The sequence below is a fragment of the Pseudomonas sp. PME37.24/025 genome, assembly GCF_055556615.1.
The window spans coordinates 310702-331114 of record NZ_JBVHNK010000008.1 but is presented as its reverse complement, the minus strand read 5'-3'; the positions used below and the strand labels follow the sequence as shown (position 1 = coordinate 331114).

Below are 20413 nucleotides of genomic sequence, written 5' to 3'. Positions count from 1 at the left end.
GCGGTAGTTCAGTCGGTTAGAATACCGGCCTGTCACGCCGGGGGTCGCGGGTTCGAGTCCCGTCCGCTGCGCCATATCTGCCTCAAGGCCCGCTGAACGCCTTGGAGCTACGAAGCAAGCCGCTGGTAAAGCCAGTGTCTGTTTCGAGTCGATAGCAAAGACCCTGGTCGAAAGACCGGGGTTTTTTGTGTCTGCGATTTGGCTTTTCCTCTCTCATTTCCTTCCCGCCCAACCTTTCTGCGCCCCAATTGCATAAAGCACTTGGTTCCCGGCTCCGACATTAATTAGAATCACTCTCATTTACGATAACTCCTTGGCACAGGGCTTCTTGAGATGAGTGATGTGGCGATGCCGAAGGAGCAAACCTTCCACGACCTGTACCGCGATCACCGTGGCTGGCTGGAAGGCTGGTTGAGAAGGCGCATGGGCAATGGCTGTGATGCTGCGGACCTCAGTCAGGATACGTTCCTGCGTTTACTCGCCAGCTCTCAACGAATTGCCGATCTGCAAGAGCCCCGTGCCTATCTGCTGACCGTGGGCAAACGCCTGCTGAGTAATTTCTATAAGCGTCGAAGCCTCGAGCAGGCTTATCTGACGGCACTGGCGGCGTTACCGGAAGACTGTATGCCGTCGCCCGAGCAGCGCTGGTTGTTGCTCGAAACCCTGCAAGCCCTGGATGAGCTGCTCGATGGATTGCCAGCGGCAGTGCGTAAGGCGTTTCTCTGGAGTCAGCTGGAAGGCTTGAACTATCAGCAAATCGCCGAGCGCCTGCGGGTATCGGAGCGCACGATCAAACGCTACATGGCGCAAGCCTATGAGCATTGCCTGTTGGTGGAACTGTGAACAGTCCGGTGCCCGATGCCCGTCAGGCAGTGCGAGCTGCCGCGCAGTGGCTCGCCTTGCTGGAATCTGGAAGTGCCAGTGAGCGGGATCATGCGAATCTGCAGCGTTGGCGCGACAGTTGCGTCAGTCACGAGCAGGCTTGGCAGAAGGCTCAAGCCTTGCGTCAGCGGTTTGCCAGTCTGCCTTCAGCGTTGGCGCTCAAAAGTCTGGATCGTCCCGAGCCGGGTCGGCGTGTGGTGCTCAAGCGTGCATTGGGTGCGGTGGCGTTGGTGCCGGCCGCTTGGTTGATCAGTCGACAATTGCCCCTGGATGTCTGGCGAGCCGATCTACATACGGCCATCGGGGAGCGCAAACAGCTGCAGCTCGCTGATGGCAGTTCCTTGCAGCTCAACACGGCCAGTGCCGTCGATGTGGATTTGCAGAGCCGTCGCTTGAAGCTGATTGAGGGGGAGCTGTCGCTGAGGGTGCCGAGCACGTCGCCGTTGACGATCCAAACGGATTTTGGACAGATCATCGTCAACCAAAGCGAAATCTGTGTTCGTCAGCAAGCGAGCGGTTGCCGCGTGTCGGTGTACAACGGCGCCGTGCAATTGCAACCCCTGCAGGGGCCGGCGTTGGCTTTGCGCAGTGGTCAACAGGTCAGTCTTCAAGCAGCTGGTGTCGGGCCGATCAGCCCATTCGATGTGCTTGCGCCGGGTTGGCGAGAGGGCGTGCTGATGGCGAAAAACCAGCCGCTGGGAGAATTCCTGCGCGAACTCAGCACTTATCGACCGGGTGTGCTGCGTTGGGAGCCGGAGCTTGAAGCGTTGCGTGTCACCGGCAGTTTCCGCCTGGACGACACCGATCGCGTCCTCGCGCTGCTCGCGGCCAGCCTGCCGCTGGAGGTGCATTCACGTACCCGTTATTGGGTGACGTTGCTGCCGCGCAAAAATAGTGTGTGAAGCCTGTCCCCTTTTTTCGACTCGCTTGTCATTCAAGGCATGTGAACGAATCAAGAGAACTCTATCAATGCCCGCAGTAATACCTTGCTGTCCGCGCCCGGCTTCCTCCCGCCTGCGTCCGTTGTTGCACCTGAGTTTATTGCTGGGCCTGAGTGCCAGTCCGTTATTCATCACTGCCAGTTGGGCCGAAGACAGTGCCCGGCGCAATTATCAGGTGCCTGCCGGCAGCCTGAGCGATGCGCTGACCCGGTTTGCCGGTCTGTCTGGTGTCAATCTCTCGGTCGACCCGGCACTGGTGGGCGGTCGCGCCAGTCCCGGTCTTTCCGGCGAATACGCGGTCGAGGAGGGCTTTGCCCGGCTGTTGCAGGGTTCCGGTCTGCAGCTGCAGCCGGTGGGCGAACAGGCCTACATCCTGACCCCGGCGCCAGAAGGCAGCAGCCTGCAACTGGCACCCACCTCGATTCTCGGTGCCACGGGCGGGGCGGACGGTGAGGTGTATGCCGGCGGCCAGGTCGCGCGCCGTGGTTCGCAAGGCTTGCTGGGCTCAAAAGATTTCATGGAAACGCCGTTCAGCATGACCACCTACACCGGCGAGGCGGTCAAAAACCTGCAGGCTCGGACCTTGGGCGACCTGATCGCCAGTGATCCTTCGGTTCGCGCCACCAACCCGGCGGGTGGGCGTTATGAGCAGTTCACCATTCGCGGGCTCAGCCTGTTCAACAGTGATGTCGCCTACAACGGTCTCTACGGCGTCCTGCCGACCTATACGATCGACATGGAGATGGCCGACCGCGTCGACATCATCAAAGGCCCGAGCCAGCTCATCAACGGCATCTCGCCGCGGGGCAGTGTGGGTGGCGGGATCAACGTGGTGCCCAAGCGCGCGACCGACAGGCCCATCACTTCGTTTACCGGTAGCTACGCTTCCGACACCCAGGTCGGCGGTGGGGTGGATGTTGGCCGGCGCTTTGGTGAAGACAACAAATTCGGTATTCGCTTCAACGGCGTGAAGCAATCCGGCGACACCGAATGGGATCACCAGAGTGTCGACCGCGAGATGGCCGTGCTGGGCCTGGATTTTCGCGGTGAACGCCTGCGACTCTCGACGGACATCGGGCGCACCGAGCGTGATACCGACGCCCCGCAGGAGCGCGTGCAGGTCGGCGCCAATGCCAAGGTGCCGAATGCGAACGATGTGCGCCGCAACTATGCGCAGTCCTGGAGCAAGGCGAGTACCAACGACACGTTCGGGATGGTGAACGGCGAATTCGATATCAGCGATTCCGTCATGTTGTACGGCGGCGTGGGCGCGCGTAAAAGCAATCATGACTTTCTCCGGCATGCCGTGGCGGTCACCAATGACGCCGGCGATTTCAGCGTTCAGCCGCGTGACTTCACCCGTGACGAAAATGTCCGGACGGCCACGGCAGGGGTGCGCAACTGGTTTCATACCGGCCCGGTGAGCCATGAGGTCAATTTGGCCGCCAGCTATTTCTACATGGACTTCGAAAATGGCGGCGCCCGTTATGCCGCGGCCCGCAGCAACCTCTATGACCCCGTGGAAACAGCAACACCTGGCAGACCGACTCGACTCGATTCGAAGGTCTACACCGAGAACCGATTTAGCGGCGTGGCGTTGTCCGACACTCTGGGTTTCTTCGATGACCGGCTGTTGCTGACCCTGGGCGCCCGCTGGCAGCGCGTGAAGGTTGACGACTGGACGGATGATGTCAAAGGCGCCACGGCCTACGATGAAGAAAAGGTTTCGCCGTCGGGCGGCATCCTGTTTAAGGCAACCGATAAGCTGTCGCTGTATGCCAACTACATGGAAGGCCTGAGCCAGGGCAAGATCGCGCCATCGACCTCTGTGAACGAGGACGAGATATTCCCGCCGTTCATCAGCCGGCAAGTCGAGGTCGGCGCCAAGTATGACGCGGGTGCGTTCGCCGTGACCGCCGCGGTGTTCCGGATCAAGCAGCCGGCCTATGAAACCAACGCCACGACCCGGGTTTTCGGCCCGAACGGCAAGCGCGAGAATACGGGCGTGGAGCTGAGTGTGTTCGGTGAACCGCTCGATGGTTTCCGCCTGCTTGGCGGTGTCATGTACATCGACAGTGAGTTGAGCAACACCACCAATGGCACCTATGACGGCAACCGGGCGCCAGCCACGCCGAAATACAACGTCAACCTGGGCGCCGAGTGGGATGTGCCGACCGTGCAGGGCCTGACCCTGACCAGTCGCGGCCTGTATTCCAGCTCGCAGTATCTGGACCAGTCCAACAACAAGGAAATCGACTCCTGGGAGCGTTTCGACGTGGGTGCGCGCTACGCGTTCAAGGTCGACGAAAAGAACATCACTCTGCGTGCCAATGTCGAGAACGTGGCAGACAAGCGCTACTGGAGTTCGGCCGGGGCCTCGGATGACAGCGAGCCTGGCTTGACGCTCTCGACCCCACGGACCTACCTCCTTTCGGCGACGGTCGACTTCTGAATACGGTCTATTTTTGAAAATAGATCAGAAGGTGTAAACCTTATTCAGGACGGGACATGCTGATGTAAAAAGGGGTAACTTTTCAGTTGCCCCTTTTTTCGTCTGTGTCCCGTCAGAAACCCAGTTTGTCTCGCAATCCGTAATACCAGGCGCCCAATGCAGCGAATGGTGTACGCAGCAATTGTCCGCCGGGGAACGGGTAGTGGGGCAGGTCGGCAAAGGCGTCGAAGCGTTCGGCCTGACCGCGCAATGCCTCGGCCAGCACCTTGCCCGCCAGGTGCGTATACGTCACGCCGTGGCCGCTGCAACCCTGGGAATAGTAAATATTGTCGCCCAGCCGTCCGACCTGGGGAAGTCGCGACAGGGTCAGTAGGAAATTGCCGGTCCAGGCGTAATCGATTTTCACGTCCTTGAGCTGCGGGAAGGCCTTGAGCATCTTCGGTCGAATGATCGCCTCGATGTTCGCCGGATCTCGTGCGCCATACACTACGCCGCCGCCGAAAATCAGGCGTTTGTCAGCGCTCAGGCGGTAGTAGTCGAGCAAGTAGTTACAGTCTTCGACGCAGTAGTCCTGGGGCAACAGATGCTTGGCCAATTCATCGCCCAAGGGTTCAGTGGCGATCACTTGAGTCCCGCAGGGCATCGACTTCGCCGCCAGCTCCGGCACCAGATTACCGATGTAAGCGTTGCCGGCGACGATGATGAATTTGGCCCTGACCTTGCCCTGAGGCGTATGCACCACTGGATTGGCGCCGCGCTCGATGCGCACCGCTGGCGACTGCTCGTAAATAGTGCCGCCCAGCGACTCCACGGCGGCTGCCTCGCCCAAGACAAGGTTGAGCGGATGAATATGCCCGCCGCTCATGTCGAGCATGCCGCCGACGTATTGATCGCAAGCCACCGCTTCACGGATGCGTCGCTGATCCAATAGCTCAAGTTGCGTGTGACCGAAGCGCTCCCACAAGCGCTTCTGGGATTCCAGATGGCCCATCTGCTTGGTGGTAATGGCGGCGAACACACCGCCGTCCTTCAGGTCGCACTGGATGTTGTATTTGGCCACCCGCTCACGAATGATTCGTGCCCCCTCGAATGCCATTTGCCCCAGCAGCTGAGCTTGCTTGGGACCGACACTGCGCTCGATCACATCGATATCACGGCTGTAGCTGTTAACGATCTGGCCACCGTTGCGCCCCGATGCGCCAAAACCCACTTTGGCCGCTTCCAGAATCGTTACCCGAAAACCGTTCTCCAGCAGAAACAGGGCAGAGGACAGGCCGGTATAACCGGCGCCGATGACACAGACATCAGTCTCTACATCATCCTGCAAGGCCGGGCGCGGCGGCGCTGCATTAGCCGATGCGGCGTAATAGGACTCTGGGTAGGGAGTGTTCGCCATCCTGCAGCCTCTGTTTAATATATTTTACGAGTGCATCGATCCTACCCGAGTTAAAAAACGACCGCCAGCCAGCGGAAAATCTTCTTTGCCACAGCAAAATTAAATATTTTGCATATTCATAGGGTTAGGTGAAAAAAAGGTGTTGACACCCCTCCGGAATTCCGTAGAATGCCGCCTCACAGCAGGCACGTAGCTCAGTTGGTTAGAGCACCACCTTGACATGGTGGGGGTCGTTGGTTCGAGTCCAATCGCGCCTACCAAACAAAATCCGCTCTGCTGGGCGGTCTAGAAGGGCTCACCGAAAGGTGGGCCCTTTTTTGTTGTCTCTGGCCCAGCTATCAACTGACTGGGCCAGCTCTGCTCTCCGTTCGTTCGATTTTCCCGTCTGGCCCTGTCGTCACCTCCAGTGCACACAGTTTCTGAACTAACACAGCCGTAACCGTCTACATTGCAGGGGGCATCCCCTTTCTGAGAGAACGGATATGTTTAGATCTCGCTCGTTGATTGCCGCTATGACGTGTCTTGCCTTGGCGTCCGGTTCAATGACTGCATTGGCCGACCCGGGAAACGGGAAAGGCCAGGGAAGCGGCAAGGGAAATCCACAAAACATCCAGGACCATGGCAACGCCAGCCATGGAAACAAAGGCAAAGGTTCAGGGGGTGACGATTGGAGTCACGGCCCGAGCATCAACCACGGAAGTGTCCTTGGAATCGTGGGTGGTTATCGCGACTACTGGAGTCCCGGGCCCGCCTTGCCACCCGGCATTCAAAAAAATCTCGCCCGCGGAAAACCGCTACCGCCCGGGATCGCCAAAAAACTCGATGGCCGATTGCTCGGCAGGCTTCCGCACTACGATGGCTACGAGTGGCGGCAGGCTGGCACTGACTTGATATTGGTAGCCATCGCTACCGGGATCATCTATGAAGTTCTCAATGGCGCGTTCGATTGATATGAAAGCCACACATTTCAATCGCACCCTCGCCGCATAACGACCGGCGAAATCACGGGAAGCAATGTGCATTGTTCGATAACTGCGCATTGCCTGCCCGCTGGTCGTCGATCTTTGAACTGTATGGGGCCGAACTGGTCAATTACTCCGTGCAATATCAATCTCACGGAACCCCACCATGTTATTAAAAAACAAGAGTTTTGCAGCTGTCATGTCATGCGTGCTGATGCTTGCAGCCGCCCCATTATTGCCCGCTGATCTGTCCATCATGAGTTCCGCTTACGCGAAGGATGGCGGCGGTGGTGGTAACGGCGGTGGCGGTGGCGGTGGTAACGGCGGTGGCAATGGCGGCGGTAACGGTGGTGGCCATGGTGGTAGTGGCGGCCAGGGTGGTTCCGGCCATTCCGGCGGCGTCAGCAGCAATGGCCGTGGCGCAGGCTTGAGTAGTGATCACGTCGGCAAAGCCGTCCGGGACCGCGGCGTCAGTGGCAATCACTATGGTAGCGAGCGTAACAGTGACCGCGGCCATGGCTCAGTCACTTCAGGCATTGCGCATTCCAGGGACACGCGAGGGGTGGCGAAAGCCTCTGCCATTTCGGCGTCTACGCCCGGCGTTCACAACACAAAAGGGTTGAGCAACGCTCGCACTTCGATTTCAAAAAGACTGGATTAAGTCCAGGACTCTCAAGGCCGGGTATCCATCAGGAGCCCGGTTTTTTTGTGCCCGTTATTTGCCAATTGAGTCTGGCGTGGAAACACTCAGCATATGGGGCGCCCTGGCGGTGGTGATGTGCGGGTAATCAGTGGAGCCGCTGCGTGGGCAAATCCCCCTCGATGGACTACTACTGTAGGGCTGTTTCAACTTCGTCTATAAGGAGTATGTCGATGCTGGCTCACTGGTTTCTCGCGGCGATTCACCTCTTGGCCTTTGCGCTGGGTTTTTGGGCGGTACTGACCCGCGGCACAGCTTTACGTCGTTTTATTGCCGGGGTGGGGGAGGCACGCAGCGTTTTGGTTGCGGATAATCTGTGGGGGATCTCTGCAGTCATTCTCTTGATTACGGGTGGGATGCGAGCCTTTGGCGGATATGAAAAAGGCACTGATTACTATCTTCACCAACCGCTGTTTCATCTCAAAATGACGCTCTTCGTCCTTATCCTGTTGCTTGAAATTGCGCCGATGGTGGCGCTGATCAAATGGCGGATTGCGCTGGGGCGTGGGGCGGCTGTCGATACAGGGCGCGCAACGCTGTTTGCCCGTATCAGTCATATCGAAGCGCTGCTGCTGATGTTGATGGTCGTGGCTGCCGCAGGCATGGCACGTGGGGTTACGTTTGGTTAGCGCGGAAGGAGGAGATCCTTTCTTGCAGCAAATCCGAAACGTCTGACAGTCATGGCATGAGATGGGCGGTAGTATCGGCTCCACGTTGCGACGGTATCGCAAAGAGGCTGGGCAGAGGGCGATGCGGTGCTTGAATCTTTAGCCAGCCGTTATTCGAGGCAGAATGGGCTGGCTACTGACTACCGCAGGATTCAGGGTGTTTGCGGCTTGTCTGGCGCGGTCAGGCCAGCCTGAATGCGTTGATAGATTTCTTCGCGATGCACCGCAACGTCTTTCGGGGCGTTGATGCCAATCCTGACTTGCTGGCCGCTAACGCCCAGAATGGTGATCGTAATATTGTCACCGATGTTTATGCTTTCACCGACTTTGCGGGTGAGTATCAGCATGGTTTTCTCCTTGATTGCTTTGTAGGGCACCTGATTCGGACAGTGCAGAGGTCGGTATAGGTATAGATTAGTGCGAAGTCTCGCAGTTTGGGTGCCTCTTTCTGACGCGCAGATGCTGCATTAATTCCCAAGGCGTAACTATACAGAGGCCGCAACCATCATTCTCGTTGTTTTGCGCCCATTTTGCGGCGCTCGAACAGGATCCATGAGTGTTAAAATCGCCGCTTTCAGCATCCAGAGGGAAGCGTTGTGCGCAAAATGGCCTTGGTAATCGCAGTATTGACGTTGGCCGGGTGCGATGAAGGTAAGGGGGTTGGCGCGCAAAAGCCGCAACCGACAGTCGCTTCCGCACCCGCGGCGACAACCGGTCCACAATGGGACGTCGAGGTACGCGGCGAAACGCCCCAGGCGGTCAGCGACCTGAGCGGCTGGTTGATTGAGCATAGCTTCGTTTCCAGCGTCATCAGGGATAACGGAAAGGTTCGTATCCTGATAGGGCCGTTCAATTCGAAAACCGAGGCAGAAGCCAAACAAGCTGAGGTGACGGCAGCGCTTACCCGGGCAAAGAAAAGGAATATCGAGTCGCTGGTGGTCGAACATCCGACGGCTCAATAAACAAAAACAGCGGTTAGAAACGAACAAAGGCCTGGGGTGTAATGCCCCGGGCCTTTGTGTTTTCAGCGGTCGGTCAGCCGCAGGTTTTCATGTCTACCGGGCCGACAAACTCGTTGCCGCGCCCCATCACGCACGCCACGCTCTGGTTACGCTGACGTTCCCAGGCCTGTACTGGATAGGTCTTGTTCCAGGCGTCATACAGTTGCCGATCCTGTTTTGACAGGCGCAAGCCGTACTGCTTGCTCATGTAGAAGTAAGTCCGGGCGATCATGCCGCGAATGGAAGGGCGGGGCATGACCTTCTTTGCCTTGAAGTCGACCTGGGTCAGGCACGAACCGTATTGACCGGTTTGCACCGGCAACCAGCCGAAGCTGAAATTGCTGCGATCGCCATTCACCTCGCCGATGCTTGGCACCAGATTGTGCAGATCCGCCTCGGCTTTCTGATAGGTCGGGTCATACCGCGTGCAGTTTTTGCGACCGCCTTGTTGCCAGCATTCGCGTTGATGGCCGATCTGCCAGGCCGGGACGATATGCTCCCATTCTATGCGCGAAGCGCGTTTGGCATTTTTACGCGGCACATAACCGCAGGCGGCGAGGTTTACACGGTTGCCGGTGTATTTGCAGCCGCAATAAAACTCGGTGGATTGCGGAGCGTACAACTTCCACGCGACTTTCTTGGCTTCGTTGAAGGTGCGTGGGGCGCCAGCCTGGGCGCTGAAGGTTATGCACAGAAGCAGTAAAGCAAACCAGCGGACACTCATTGACTCAATCTTCCTTCGGCACAACCCAGAAAATCTGCACGCCGCCATCGTCGCGATGGGCGAGGGTGACGTTGTCGTTCTCGTCGATTTCTTCGAGCAAGCGTTCCCACTCATCCACGGGTTCGTCCGGAAGACGGAAGATCAGTGCGGCTTTGGCTTTCTGAGCGGTGGGGGAATTGATGATCTTCTGAACGCGCATACCCAGGCGTTCATAGGCGTCAGGAGAGGCAGAGGTAGTGGCCACGGAATTATCCTTATTAAGCTGTACGTGCATACAGTATTTAACTGTAAGCATTTTCGCAACTGCTTAAAATTCAAGAAAATCCTCTGACAGTGTTTTTCCTCGTTTGGTGTAGGACGGTGGGAAATTTTTTATCGGAAAGGTCGTGAACCACTCACCAAGACTGGCGAGTGGTGACAACGGTGCCCGACCCGGAATGGGTCGGGCGAGGGCGAATCAGTATTCCCAGAACATCCGTTGCAGCTCTTTGCTGTCGTTGGTTTTGGTCAGCGCGACCATGGCCAGGATGCGGGCTTTTTGCGGGTTCAGGTCGTGCGCCACCACCCAATCGTACTTGTCGTCAGGCTGTTCGGCGTTACGCAGTACGAAACCACCGGCGTTGACGTGGGAAGAACGAATGATTTGCACGCCGTCCTTGCGCAGGGCTTGCAGGGCCGGAACTACCCGAGACGAGACCGAGCCATTGCCGGTGCCGGCGTGGATGATGGCTTTGGCGCCCGATTGAGCCAAGGCTTTGTAGGCGGTGTCGCTGACGTTGCCATAGGAATAGGCAATTTCGACGTCCGGCAGGCTCTTGATGGTTTTGATGTCGAATTCCGAGTCCATGGTGTGGCGCTTGGCCGGCAGGCGGAACCAGTAGGATTTACCTTCGACCACCATGCCCAGTGGGCCCCAGGCACTTTTGAACGCCTCGGTCTTGATGTTGATCATTTTGCTGACGTCGCGACCCGACTGGATTTCATCGTTCATGGTCACCAGTACGCCTTTGCCGCGCGCATCTTTGCTGCTGGCCACGGCGACGGCGTTGTACAGGTTCAGCATGCCGTCGGCCGACATGGCGGTGCCAGGGCGCATGGAGCCTACGACGATGATCGGCTTATCGGTTTTTTCCACCAGGTTGAGGAAGTAAGCGGTTTCTTCCAGCGTGTCGGTGCCGTGGGTGATGACAATGCCATCGACGTCATTGCTGTCGGCCAACTCAGCCACCCGACGACCCAGTTGCAGCAGGTTGTCGTTGGTGATGCTTTCCGACGCGATCTGCATAACCTGTTCGCCGCGAACGTTGGCCAATTGGCTCAGTTCCGGAACCCCTGCGATCAACTGTTCGATACCGACTTTCGCCGCTTGATAGGTGGCGCTATTCGCAGCGCTGGCTCCCGCGCCGGCAATGGTGCCTCCGGTGGCCAGGATCACCACGTTTGCCAGTTTCTGTTGAGTTTCGACTTCTTTTGCCTGAAGGGCGGTCGGAAGGAGTAGCAGGAGGGCCAAAGCGCCCGGAATAAAAGTGTTGAAGGCAGATTTCATTATTGTTTTCTCTAGTAGTGAGACGGTGCGGAATGCAGGTCATCTAGAAGCGCCCCAAGCAGATCTGAATGCCGGGGGTGTAGAAGAGGAGCAGGATCTGTACCAGGCTGATATTCAACAATAAGATCTTTTAACTTTATGATTTTTATATGAATTATTGAAATGTCTGGAAAAGTATTCATACCTGGTCGTCCGGGTTTCCGAACATGTGCAGCTTTTACGTTCGGCTCTCCGACCTTCATTGAGAAAGTCGCCTTGCAAAATCGGAAATCAGTGCTAAAGAAATCCCTGCGCAGGTCGATGCTCCTTTAAAGGGATCTTTTCCAGGAGTTCAAATGTCGTTTACTGTCGGTTTTCCAAATGCAGGCGCAATCACTATCGCGGGCAAGTCCCCGGCGACCATCAATGCACTGAGTGAGGCGACGTCTGACGCCTCGGCCCAAGCGCTGGGCGAAGAAAAGGGGAGCGACAACCAGGTCAGAACCGGTGGCGCTACGCAGACTCAGGGCGAAACCAAATCCGAAAAAAGCAGCAATCAAAGCATTGCGGTGCAGGTACTGCTCAAACGCATGCAGGAACTGCAGCAGCAATTGCGCGAACAGCAGCAACAACTGGCGGCCGCTCAGGCAGCGAATTATCCGACTCCGGAAGCCAAAGCCACCGCTGTCATGTCGATTCAGGGGCAAATCGCCGATACCAGTGGTGCGCTCGCGCAAGTGACAGGCAATCTGGTCAAAGAGCTGGCCAAGGGTTCCAGCAGCGGCAATCTGGTCAGCACGACGGCGTGATGTAAAAGGGGCGGCTTTTGCCAGTCGTGACACAAAGCGGGTCGTTGACAAATCTCGACAGGGTTCGCATAGTTCGGTCTACGCAAACGTTTGCGCGGTCGTCCTTGATGGCTTGATCCAGTGAAGGCCAGTCCAGGCACCAGCGCAAGCGTTGCTCAGAATAATCATAAGATCGGAGTGAACCCATGAAGCTGCCATTCGCTGGACGTCTTCTCGCTGTCGCAATGCTGGCTGCCGCATCCGCCGCGCTGCCTGTTTCTTCGGCTTTCGCCGAAACTCCTGAAAAACCTAAAGTCGCATTGGTCATGAAATCCTTGGCCAACGAATTCTTCCTGACCATGGAAGACGGCGCCAAGGCCTACCAAAAAGACCACTCCGGCGACTTCGAATTGATCTCCAACGGCATCAAGGACGAAACGGACACGGCTGGCCAGACGCGTATCGTCGAGCAAATGATTTTGTCCAAAGTCAACGCATTGGTCATCGCTCCGGCAGACTCCAAGGCCATGGTTCCGGTCATCAAGAAAGCGGTCGATGCCGGCATCACCGTGATCAACATTGATAATCAGCTGGACCCGGCCGTAGTCAAAAGCAAAAACATCACCGTCCCATTCGTAGGCCCGGACAACCGCAAAGGTGCGCGTCTGGTGGGTGAGTACTTGGCCAAGCAGCTGAAGGCCGGTGACGAAGTCGGCATCATCGAAGGCGTTTCCACCACCACCAACGCCCAGCAGCGCACGGCGGGCTTCAAGGATGCGATGGAGGCGGCGCAGATCAAAGTCGTGTCCCTGCAGTCCGGCGATTGGGAAATCGACAAGGGCGGCAAGGTTGCCTCGTCGATGCTCAGCGAATACCCGAACATCAAGGCCCTGTTGGCCGGCAACGACAGCATGGCCGTCGGCGCAGTATCTGCTGTGCGCGCGGCGGGCAAGGCCGGCAAGGTGCAAGTGGTCGGTTACGACAACATCAATGCTATCAAGCCAATGCTCAAGGATGGCCGCGTCCTGGCCACCGCCGACCAGTTTGCTGCCCGGCAAGCGGTGTTCGGCATCGAGACTGCGCTGAAAATCATCAAAGGCGAGACAGTCGATAGCGGCGTCAACGGCGTCATCGAAACTCCGGTAGAGCTGGTTACCAAGTAGTCCTTCTGGCAACACAACGGTGCTCGCCTCTTGGGGCGGGCACATGGAGAGTTTTATGTCCGTTTGCGCCCCGAACGCTGTCCTCTCGGTCAGCGGTATCGGCAAAACCTATGCCCAACCCGTCCTCACCGGTATCGACCTGACGCTGATGCGCGGCGAAGTGTTGGCGCTGACCGGCGAGAATGGCGCTGGTAAAAGCACGCTGTCGAAAATCATTGGCGGACTGGTCACGCCGACCACCGGCCAGATGCAATTCCAGGGGCAGGATTACCGTCCCGGTAGCCGGAGCCAGGCCGAAGAGCTCGGCATCCGCATGGTCATGCAAGAACTCAATCTGTTGCCGACGTTGTCGGTGGCGGAAAACCTGTTTCTCGACAACCTGCCCAGCCACGGTGGCTGGATTAACCGCAAGCAACTGCGCAAGGCGGCGATCGAGGCCATGGCCCAGGTCGGATTGGACGCCATCGATCCAGATACGTTGGTTGGCGAGCTGGGGATCGGCCATCAGCAAATGGTCGAGATCGCTCGCAACCTGATCGGCGATTGCCACGTGCTGATCCTCGATGAACCGACAGCAATGCTCACGGCCCGTGAAGTCGAAATGCTGTTCGAGCAGATCACTCGCCTACAGGCTCGTGGCGTGTCGATCATTTACATTTCCCACCGCCTCGAAGAACTGGCACGGGTAGCCCAGCGCATCGCGGTATTGCGCGACGGCAACCTGGTCTGCGTCGAGCCGATGGCCAATTACAACAGCGAGCAACTGGTCACTCTGATGGTTGGCCGTGAGTTGGGCGAGCACATCGACATGGGGCCGCGCAAGATTGGCGCGCCGGCCTTGACGGTCAAAGGACTGACTCGTTCCGATAAGGTTCGCGATGTGTCCTTCCAGGTGCGTGCTGGTGAGATTTTCGGGATTTCCGGTTTGATCGGGGCAGGGCGCACCGAGTTACTGCGCCTGATCTTCGGCGCCGATACAGCCGACAGCGGCACCGTCGCGCTGGGGGCGTCGGCTCAGGTGGTGAGTATTCGTTCGCCGGCCGATGCGGTTGGTCACGGCATCGCCCTGATCACCGAAGATCGCAAGGGCGAAGGCCTGCTGCTGACGCAATCGATCAGCGCCAACATTGCCTTGGGCAATATGCCGGTGATTTCCAGCGGTGGCTTCGTCAATAACGGTGACGAGATGTCTCTGGCCCAGCGTCAGATCAACGCCATGCGCATTCGCAGTTCCAGCCCGACGCAATTGGTCTCGGAACTGTCCGGTGGCAATCAGCAGAAAGTCGTGATCGGCCGCTGGCTCGAGCGCGACTGCACGGTGATGCTGTTCGACGAGCCGACCCGTGGCATCGACGTCGGCGCCAAGTTCGATATCTATACATTGCTCGGAGAATTGACCCGTCAGGGCAAGGCGCTGGTGGTGGTGTCCAGCGACCTGCGCGAACTGATGCTGATCTGCGATCGCATCGGTGTGCTGTCGGCAGGGCGTCTGATCGACACTTTCGAGCGTGACAGCTGGACCCAGGATGATTTGCTTGCCGCCGCTTTCGCCGGCTACCAAAAACGTGATGCGTTGCTCAATGAAGCAGCGCCTAGGGATCTTCCATGAATACTGCATCTTTGGCCGGCAAACGTAGCGGCAATTTTTACGGCCTCGGCACCTATCTGGGCCTGGCCGGTGCCTTGCTGGCGATGGTCGCGCTGTTCTCGGTCCTGAGCAGCCATTTCCTGTCTTACGACACCTTCAGCACTCTGGCCAACCAGATTCCCGATTTGATGGTGCTGGCGGTCGGCATGACCTTCGTATTGATCATCGGCGGTATCGACTTGTCAGTGGGGTCGGTACTGGCGCTCGCGGCCTCGGCGGTCAGCGTGGCGATTCTAGGTTGGGGCTGGAGCGTCTTGCCTGCGGCCTTGCTCGGCATGGCGGTAGCGGCATTGGCCGGGACTATCACCGGCTCGATCACCGTGGCGTGGCGGATTCCCTCGTTCATCGTGTCCCTCGGCGTGCTGGAAATGGCGCGGGGCCTGGCGTATCAGATGACCGGTTCGCGCACCGCCTACATCGGTGATGCCTTCGCCTGGCTGTCCAACCCGATCGCGTTCGGCATCTCGCCGTCATTCATCATTGCCTTGCTGATTATCTTCATCGCCCAGGCCGTGCTGACGCGTACGGTGTTCGGTCGTTACCTGATCGGCATTGGCACCAACGAAGAGGCGGTGCGTCTGGCGGGGATCAATCCGAAGCCCTACAAGATCCTGGTGTTCAGTCTGATGGGGCTGCTGGCCGGCATCGCTGCGTTGTTTCAGATTTCGCGGCTGGAAGCGGCGGACCCGAATGCCGGCTCCGGTCTGGAGCTGCAGGTGATCGCCGCGGTCGTGATCGGCGGCACCAGCCTGATGGGTGGGCGCGGTTCGGTCATCAGCACATTCTTCGGCGTGCTGATCATCTCCGTACTGGCGGCCGGTCTGGCGCAGATCGGCGCGACCGAACCCACCAAGCGCATCATCACCGGTGCGGTGATCGTGGTGGCGGTGGTGCTTGATACTTATCGCAGTCAGCGCGCAAGCCGGCGGACCTGAGTCATGGCAACAATCAAGGATGTAGCGGCACTCGCGGGCATTTCCTACACCACGGTTTCCCATGTGGTGAACAAGACGCGGCCGGTCAGTGAGGAAGTACGGGTCAAGGTCGAGGCGGCGATCAAAAGCCTCGACTACGTGCCCAGTGCCGTGGCCCGGTCGTTGAAAGCGAAAACCACCGCGACCATCGGCCTGCTGGTGCCCAACAGCCTCAACCCATACTTCGCCGAGTTGGCCCGTGGCATCGAGGATTACTGCGAGCGCAATGGCTATTGCGTCATCCTCTGCAACTCCGATGACAACCCTGACAAGCAACGCAGCTACCTTCGCGTGTTGCTGGAAAAACGCATTGACGGCTTGATCGTTGCTTCCGCCGGTGGTGACAGCGGTCTGGCTGAAGGTCTGGCGGGTGTGCGTACGCCAATGGTGATCGTCGACCGTGGGCTCGAAGGTCTTGATGCCGATCTGGTGCGCATCGATCACGAATATGGCGCTTATCTCGCGACCCGGCACCTGTTGGAGCTGGGGCACCGCGACATCGCCACGATTGGTGGGCCGGCGAGTACCAGCGTGGCGCAGATGCGTCTGGCCGGTTATTGCCGAGCCTTGAAAGAGGCGGGTGTCGAAGTGCCGCGCGAGCGCATGCTGGAAAGCGACTTCACCAGTACCGGCGGTTACAACGCTGCCGCGATCCTGTTGGAAAAGAACCCGCCCAGCGCGATTTTCGCCGGTAACGACATGATTGGCATCGGTGTGTTGCGCGCCGCTGCCGAGCGCAATATTCGTGTACCCACCGAGCTGTCGGTGATCGGCTTCGACGATATCCAGATGAGCCGTTACGTCTATCCGGCGCTGACCACCGTGGGCCAGTCGATCCTGCAGCTTGGCGAGATGGCGGCCGAAGTGCTGTTGCGCAGGATTGCCACGCCGGACCTGGCGACCGATCAGCGCATCGTGACGCCTAATATTGTCCTGCGCGAATCGACTGCGCCGCTGACCGGTGTGTTCGCCCAATACCGCTAAACAAAAAGCACCGCTGAAACCAAAAGCACCGCAGAAACAGAATTGACGAGTGATGTATGCCAGCAAAAGTAGTGGTAATAGGCAGCCTGAACATGGACCTGGTAACCCGGGCGCCACGGCTGCCTCGTGGTGGTGAAACGCTGATCGGCCAATCGTTTGCCACGGTTTCCGGCGGCAAGGGCGCGAACCAGGCCGTGGCCGCGGCGCGGCTGGGGGTGCAGGTGTCGATGGTCGGTTGTGTCGGCAGCGATGCCTATGGCGAAGCGCTGCGCGGGGCGTTGTTGGCCGAGCAGATCGATTGCCAGGCGGTCAGTACGGTCGAAGGCTCCAGTGGCGTGGCGTTGATTGTGGTCGATGACAACAGTCAGAACGCCATAGTGATTGTTGCCGGTGCCAACGGTGCGCTGACGCCCGAAGTGATCGACCGTTTTGACGCCGTATTGCAAACGGCGGATGTCATCATCTGTCAGCTGGAAGTGCCGGATGCCACGGTCGGTCATGCTCTGAAGCGCGGTCGTGAGCTCGGTAAAACCGTGATTCTCAATCCGGCGCCGGCCAGTCGCCCGCTGCCGGCGGATTGGTATGCGGCCATCGATTACCTGATCCCCAACGAAAGCGAAGCCTCGGCCCTGAGCGGTTTGCCGGTGGACTCCCTGAGCACCGCCGAAACCGCCGCGGCCCGCTTGATCGCCATGGGTGCCGGCAAAGTGATTATCACCCTGGGTTCTCAAGGGTCACTGTTCGCCGATGGCAAACGCTTCGAGCATTTCCCGGCACCGAAAGTGAAGGCGGTCGACACCACCGCGGCCGGCGACACGTTCGTCGGTGGTTTCGCAGCAGCCTTGGCAGCCGGCAAAAGCGAGGTCGAAGCGATCCGCTTCGGCCAGGTCGCCGCAGCGCTGTCGGTCACCCGGGCTGGCGCGCAACCTTCGATTCCCACCTTGTCCGACGTACAGGCCTTTAAAGCACCATGAAAAAGACTCCTTTGCTCAACGTCGCGCTGTCCCGGCTGATCGCCTCCCTGGGTCATGGCGACACGGTCGTGATCGGCGATGCCGGCCTGCCAGTTCCGCCTGGCGTCGAATTGATTGACCTGGCCTTGACCCACGGGATTCCGGATTTCGTCAGTACCTTGAAGGTAGTGCTCAGCGAAATGCAGGTCGAAAGCCATGTGCTGGCCCATGAGATTCTGGACAAGAAACCTTCGGCATTGAGCACGCTGGATGAACTGAATGCCGAAGGTGCGCTGGGTCGGCGTGAATTGCTCAGTCATGACCAATTCAAAGTACTCAGCCGACAAGCTCGGGCGATTATTCGTACAGGCGAATGTCAGCCGTACTGCAACATCGTCCTGATGGCTGGGGTAACGTTCTAACTTTCCGTTCTTCCCACGCACAAGGAGTGCGCTATGCATCGCTATGCTCAGAAACTGAACCACCTGCTCCGGAGTCTGCTGCTTTTGTCCCTGATCACCGCAACAAGCGCCCAAGCGGCGGAAAAGATCGACTTGATCATCGACACCGATCCGGGTGCCGATGACGTAGTCGCCTTGCTGTTTGCCCTGGCCTCGCCGGATGAACTGAACATTCGTGCGCTGACCACCGTTGCTGGCAACGTGCGTCTGGACAAGACCTCGCGTAATGCGCGTCTGGCCCGCGAGTGGGCAGGGCGCGAGGAGGTGCCTGTTTACGCGGGCGCACCGAAACCGATGATGCGCACGCCGATCTATGCCGAGAACATTCACGGCAAGGAAGGCTTGTCGGGTGTCACGGTCCACGAGCCGAAGAAAGGCCTGGCCGAAGGCAATGCGGTCAATTATCTGATCGATACCCTGAAGGCCGCCAAACCCCACAGCATCACCATCGCGATGCTCGGTCCGCAGACCAACCTGGCCCTGGCGCTGATCCAGGAACCTGAAATCGTTCAGGGCATCAAGGAAGTGGTGATCATGGGCGGTGCGCATTTCAACGGCGGTAACATCACGCCGGTGGCCGAATTCAACCTGTTCGCCGACCCTCAGGCTGCGGAAGTGGTGCTGAAAAGTGGCGTCAAGCTGACCTACCTGCCGCTGGATGTGACCCACAAAATTCTTACCAGTGATGCGCGCCTGAAGCAGATCGCCGCCCTGAACAACAATGCCAGCAAGCTGGTGGGCGATATTCTCAACGAGTATGTCAAGGGCGACATGGAGCACTACGGCATTCCGGGTGGCCCGGTGCATGACGCCACCGTCATCGCTTACCTGCTCAAGCCTGAACTGTTCACCGGGCGTTCGGTCAACGTCGTGGTTGATAGCCGCGAAGGCCCGACCTTCGGCCAGACCATTGTCGACTGGTATGACGGCCTGAAGGCGCCGAAAAATGCCTTCTGGGTTGAAGGCGGCGACGCTCAGGGCTTCTTCGACCTGTTGACCCAGCGTCTGGCTCGTTTGAAATAAGGGGTACACCCGCAGGTGCCAGCCTGCGGGTTTTTACGTTACTCGGTGACTGTTGCGCCCATGTAGTCAACGGGGTATCTCTCGAATATCTGAGTGATGAAGGTCTGGGCGGCTTGTGTTCCCAGTTCCTTGACCAACAAATCGATACCAATGATTGCCAACTCTTCCGGGCTGCCCGGGCTGTAAGAGCTGTGGCCCTGTGGCCACTTGGCTTTGATGTCGGCGTCGATGCTTACGGTGGTCATGATGGCGCTCGTGAAGTCGGGAAAGTCTGAGTGTCGAGTTAACCATTTTGCGGGACGTTTGGCACTCCGACTTAGGCATGAGGGGAGGGCTATGCGACACTTGGTCTTTGACGATTTTTCAAGGACCGCGCTGTGCAGATCGATTTGAACACTCCTGACGGCTTGACCCTCGAAGCGGTGCGTCAGCTGCTGGCTTCTGCCAGCGACGATGAACACACTCAGTTGCGGGTCACCAAGGGCGGCATCGCCTACATTTCGTCGGGCATTGTGGGCGGCACGGACATCGACGGGTTGCTGTTTCGCCTGGAGACCTGGGCCAAGGGTTCCGGTTATGTCGGATTGGTAGCGGCCAGCGACGAGGTTTGGGTCATGCAGATCTTCAATGCGCTCAAGCAGAATTGGCCAACGCCACCTTTTGACTACATCGACGTTTATTGAGCGCCATTCATATTCAGTCACGATTGAGTGATGAACGGCATGCCGATGCTCAGGCACACTCGTCGCAGCCCGGATCGAGGGCGGTGCGATAACCCGCTCTGAAACCAAACGCCAAAATGGCGGTCGCACGATCTCAGCTTAACTATTGAAAAAGGAGGCTTCATGCCTTGGAAGCTCGCGTCATTGGGTACTTTGTTGGCCGCCACTCTGCTGACCGGTTGCAGCAGTACGTCCACCGATTCGGCAAAGGACCCTGTGGCGACCGACACCGGACACAGCCGTTGTGAAGCTAAGGCTGCCGAATTCACCGTTGGCAAAAAGGCTTCACCCGAATTGCTCGAGCAGGCACGTACCCGCGCAGGCGCGCAGAATGCCCGGTTCCTCAAGCCTGATGACATGGTGACCCTGGAGTACCGCTCCGATCGCCTGAACCTGAACACCGATAACAATCTGGTGATCACCCGCGTCAACTGCGGCTGATTGCT

Annotated in this window: 23 protein-coding genes and 1 tRNA gene; 18 read left to right on the top strand and 6 right to left on the bottom strand. The window is 58.3% G+C overall.

What is annotated here, in order from left to right:
• The first annotated feature begins 333 nt into the window (after positions 1-333).
• The 3 genes from ACZ3HH_RS17025 to ACZ3HH_RS17015 all read left to right on the top strand — a co-directional run bounded on the left by ACZ3HH_RS17025 (position 334) and on the right by ACZ3HH_RS17015 (position 4275).
• Positions 334-843: a sigma-70 family RNA polymerase sigma factor gene (locus ACZ3HH_RS17025; protein ID WP_465806073.1), complete on the top strand. Its 510-nt coding sequence runs from the start codon at positions 334-336 to the stop codon at positions 841-843.
• Positions 840-1784, top strand: coding sequence for a FecR domain-containing protein (locus tag ACZ3HH_RS17020; protein ID WP_465806071.1), 945 nt, complete (start codon positions 840-842; stop codon positions 1782-1784). The genes ACZ3HH_RS17025 and ACZ3HH_RS17020 overlap by 4 nt, the downstream gene beginning before the upstream one ends.
• Before the next feature lie 67 nt (positions 1785-1851).
• The gene (locus ACZ3HH_RS17015) at positions 1852-4275 is read left to right on the top strand and encodes a TonB-dependent siderophore receptor (protein WP_465806069.1); all 2424 of its coding nucleotides are present in this window, start codon (positions 1852-1854) and stop codon (positions 4273-4275) included.
• 112 nt (positions 4276-4387) lie between these two features.
• Here ACZ3HH_RS17015 and ACZ3HH_RS17010 read toward each other — a convergent pair whose 3' ends face one another.
• Complete coding sequence (locus ACZ3HH_RS17010) at positions 4388-5671, bottom strand: NAD(P)/FAD-dependent oxidoreductase (RefSeq protein ID WP_465806067.1); 1284 nt, start codon at positions 5669-5671, stop codon at positions 4388-4390.
• 183 nt (positions 5672-5854) lie between these two features.
• Here ACZ3HH_RS17010 and ACZ3HH_RS17005 point away from each other — a divergent pair.
• The 4 genes from ACZ3HH_RS17005 to ACZ3HH_RS16990 all read left to right on the top strand — a co-directional run bounded on the left by ACZ3HH_RS17005 (position 5855) and on the right by ACZ3HH_RS16990 (position 7962).
• Positions 5855-5931, top strand: a tRNA-Val gene (locus ACZ3HH_RS17005).
• A 222-nt stretch (positions 5932-6153) separates the two neighbouring features.
• On the top strand, positions 6154-6621 hold the full coding sequence (locus ACZ3HH_RS17000) for an anti-virulence regulator CigR family protein (RefSeq protein WP_008007237.1): 468 nt from the start codon (positions 6154-6156) through the stop codon (positions 6619-6621).
• Positions 6622-6799: 178 nt separating this feature from the next.
• On the top strand, positions 6800-7294 hold the full coding sequence (locus ACZ3HH_RS16995; protein ID WP_465806065.1) for a hypothetical protein: 495 nt from the start codon (positions 6800-6802) through the stop codon (positions 7292-7294).
• Between the two features lie 212 nt (positions 7295-7506).
• Positions 7507-7962, top strand: a complete 456-nt coding sequence (locus tag ACZ3HH_RS16990; protein WP_465806064.1) for a DUF2214 family protein — start codon at positions 7507-7509, stop codon at positions 7960-7962.
• 191 nt (positions 7963-8153) lie between these two features.
• On the opposite strand, the gene csrA is transcribed toward ACZ3HH_RS16990, so the two are convergent.
• Complete coding sequence (gene csrA, locus ACZ3HH_RS16985) at positions 8154-8348, bottom strand: carbon storage regulator CsrA (RefSeq protein ID WP_007905913.1); 195 nt, start codon at positions 8346-8348, stop codon at positions 8154-8156.
• A gap of 249 nt (positions 8349-8597) precedes the next feature.
• Here csrA and ACZ3HH_RS16980 point away from each other — a divergent pair, with 249 nt between their 5' ends.
• Positions 8598-8963 carry an SPOR domain-containing protein gene (locus ACZ3HH_RS16980; protein WP_465806063.1) on the top strand — a complete coding sequence of 122 codons (366 nt, stop codon included), beginning with the start codon at positions 8598-8600 and terminating at the stop codon, positions 8961-8963.
• Between the two features lie 73 nt (positions 8964-9036).
• Here ACZ3HH_RS16980 and ACZ3HH_RS16975 read toward each other — a convergent pair whose 3' ends face one another.
• The 3 genes from ACZ3HH_RS16975 to ACZ3HH_RS16965 form a co-directional block, all read right to left on the bottom strand.
• Positions 9037-9726, bottom strand: a complete 690-nt coding sequence (locus ACZ3HH_RS16975) for an endonuclease (RefSeq protein WP_465806061.1) — start codon at positions 9724-9726, stop codon at positions 9037-9039.
• Between the two features lie 4 nt (positions 9727-9730).
• Positions 9731-10021, bottom strand: a complete 291-nt coding sequence (locus ACZ3HH_RS16970) for a DUF1654 domain-containing protein (RefSeq protein ID WP_367372107.1) — start codon at positions 10019-10021, stop codon at positions 9731-9733.
• Between the two features lie 162 nt (positions 10022-10183).
• On the bottom strand, positions 10184-11272 hold the full coding sequence (locus ACZ3HH_RS16965; RefSeq protein ID WP_201059996.1) for an asparaginase: 1089 nt from the start codon (positions 11270-11272) through the stop codon (positions 10184-10186).
• A gap of 335 nt (positions 11273-11607) precedes the next feature.
• On the opposite strand from ACZ3HH_RS16965, the gene ACZ3HH_RS16960 reads away from it, so the two are divergent.
• The 8 genes from ACZ3HH_RS16960 (at position 11608) to ACZ3HH_RS16925 (ending at position 19245) form a co-directional block, all read left to right on the top strand.
• Entirely contained in the window at positions 11608-12060 is a 453-nt protein-coding gene (locus tag ACZ3HH_RS16960) for a hypothetical protein (protein WP_465806058.1), read from the top strand.
• Positions 12061-12245: 185 nt separating this feature from the next.
• On the top strand, positions 12246-13202 hold the full coding sequence (locus tag ACZ3HH_RS16955) for a sugar ABC transporter substrate-binding protein (RefSeq protein ID WP_123356334.1): 957 nt from the start codon (positions 12246-12248) through the stop codon (positions 13200-13202).
• A 55-nt stretch (positions 13203-13257) separates the two neighbouring features.
• Positions 13258-14811 (top strand): sugar ABC transporter ATP-binding protein, encoded by a 1554-nt coding sequence (locus ACZ3HH_RS16950; RefSeq protein WP_465806056.1) that lies wholly within the window; start codon positions 13258-13260, stop codon positions 14809-14811.
• Positions 14808-15785, top strand: a complete 978-nt coding sequence (locus ACZ3HH_RS16945) for an ABC transporter permease (protein ID WP_007905898.1) — start codon at positions 14808-14810, stop codon at positions 15783-15785. The genes ACZ3HH_RS16950 and ACZ3HH_RS16945 overlap by 4 nt, the downstream gene beginning before the upstream one ends.
• 3 nt (positions 15786-15788) lie before the next feature.
• On the top strand, positions 15789-16808 hold the full coding sequence (locus ACZ3HH_RS16940) for a LacI family DNA-binding transcriptional regulator (RefSeq protein ID WP_465806053.1): 1020 nt from the start codon (positions 15789-15791) through the stop codon (positions 16806-16808).
• Positions 16809-16864: 56 nt separating this feature from the next.
• Complete coding sequence (gene rbsK / locus ACZ3HH_RS16935; protein ID WP_465806051.1) at positions 16865-17782, top strand: ribokinase; 918 nt, start codon at positions 16865-16867, stop codon at positions 17780-17782.
• The gene (gene rbsD, locus ACZ3HH_RS16930; protein WP_465806049.1) at positions 17779-18183 is read left to right on the top strand and encodes a D-ribose pyranase; all 405 of its coding nucleotides are present in this window, start codon (positions 17779-17781) and stop codon (positions 18181-18183) included. The genes rbsK and rbsD overlap by 4 nt, the downstream gene beginning before the upstream one ends.
• Before the next feature lie 33 nt (positions 18184-18216).
• The gene (locus tag ACZ3HH_RS16925; protein WP_465806047.1) at positions 18217-19245 is read left to right on the top strand and encodes a nucleoside hydrolase; all 1029 of its coding nucleotides are present in this window, start codon (positions 18217-18219) and stop codon (positions 19243-19245) included.
• Positions 19246-19283: 38 nt separating this feature from the next.
• On the opposite strand, the gene ACZ3HH_RS16920 is transcribed toward ACZ3HH_RS16925, so the two are convergent.
• Positions 19284-19490, bottom strand: coding sequence for a hypothetical protein (locus ACZ3HH_RS16920; RefSeq protein WP_367372099.1), 207 nt, complete (start codon positions 19488-19490; stop codon positions 19284-19286).
• Positions 19491-19622: 132 nt separating this feature from the next.
• Here ACZ3HH_RS16920 and ACZ3HH_RS16915 point away from each other — a divergent pair, with 132 nt between their 5' ends.
• On the top strand, positions 19623-19928 hold the full coding sequence (locus tag ACZ3HH_RS16915) for a hypothetical protein (protein ID WP_465806045.1): 306 nt from the start codon (positions 19623-19625) through the stop codon (positions 19926-19928).
• A 162-nt stretch (positions 19929-20090) separates the two neighbouring features.
• A complete protein-coding gene (locus ACZ3HH_RS16910) occupies positions 20091-20408 on the top strand; it encodes an I78 family peptidase inhibitor (protein ID WP_465806043.1) in 318 nt (105 codons plus the stop codon).
• Positions 20409-20413: the final 5 nt, after the last annotated feature.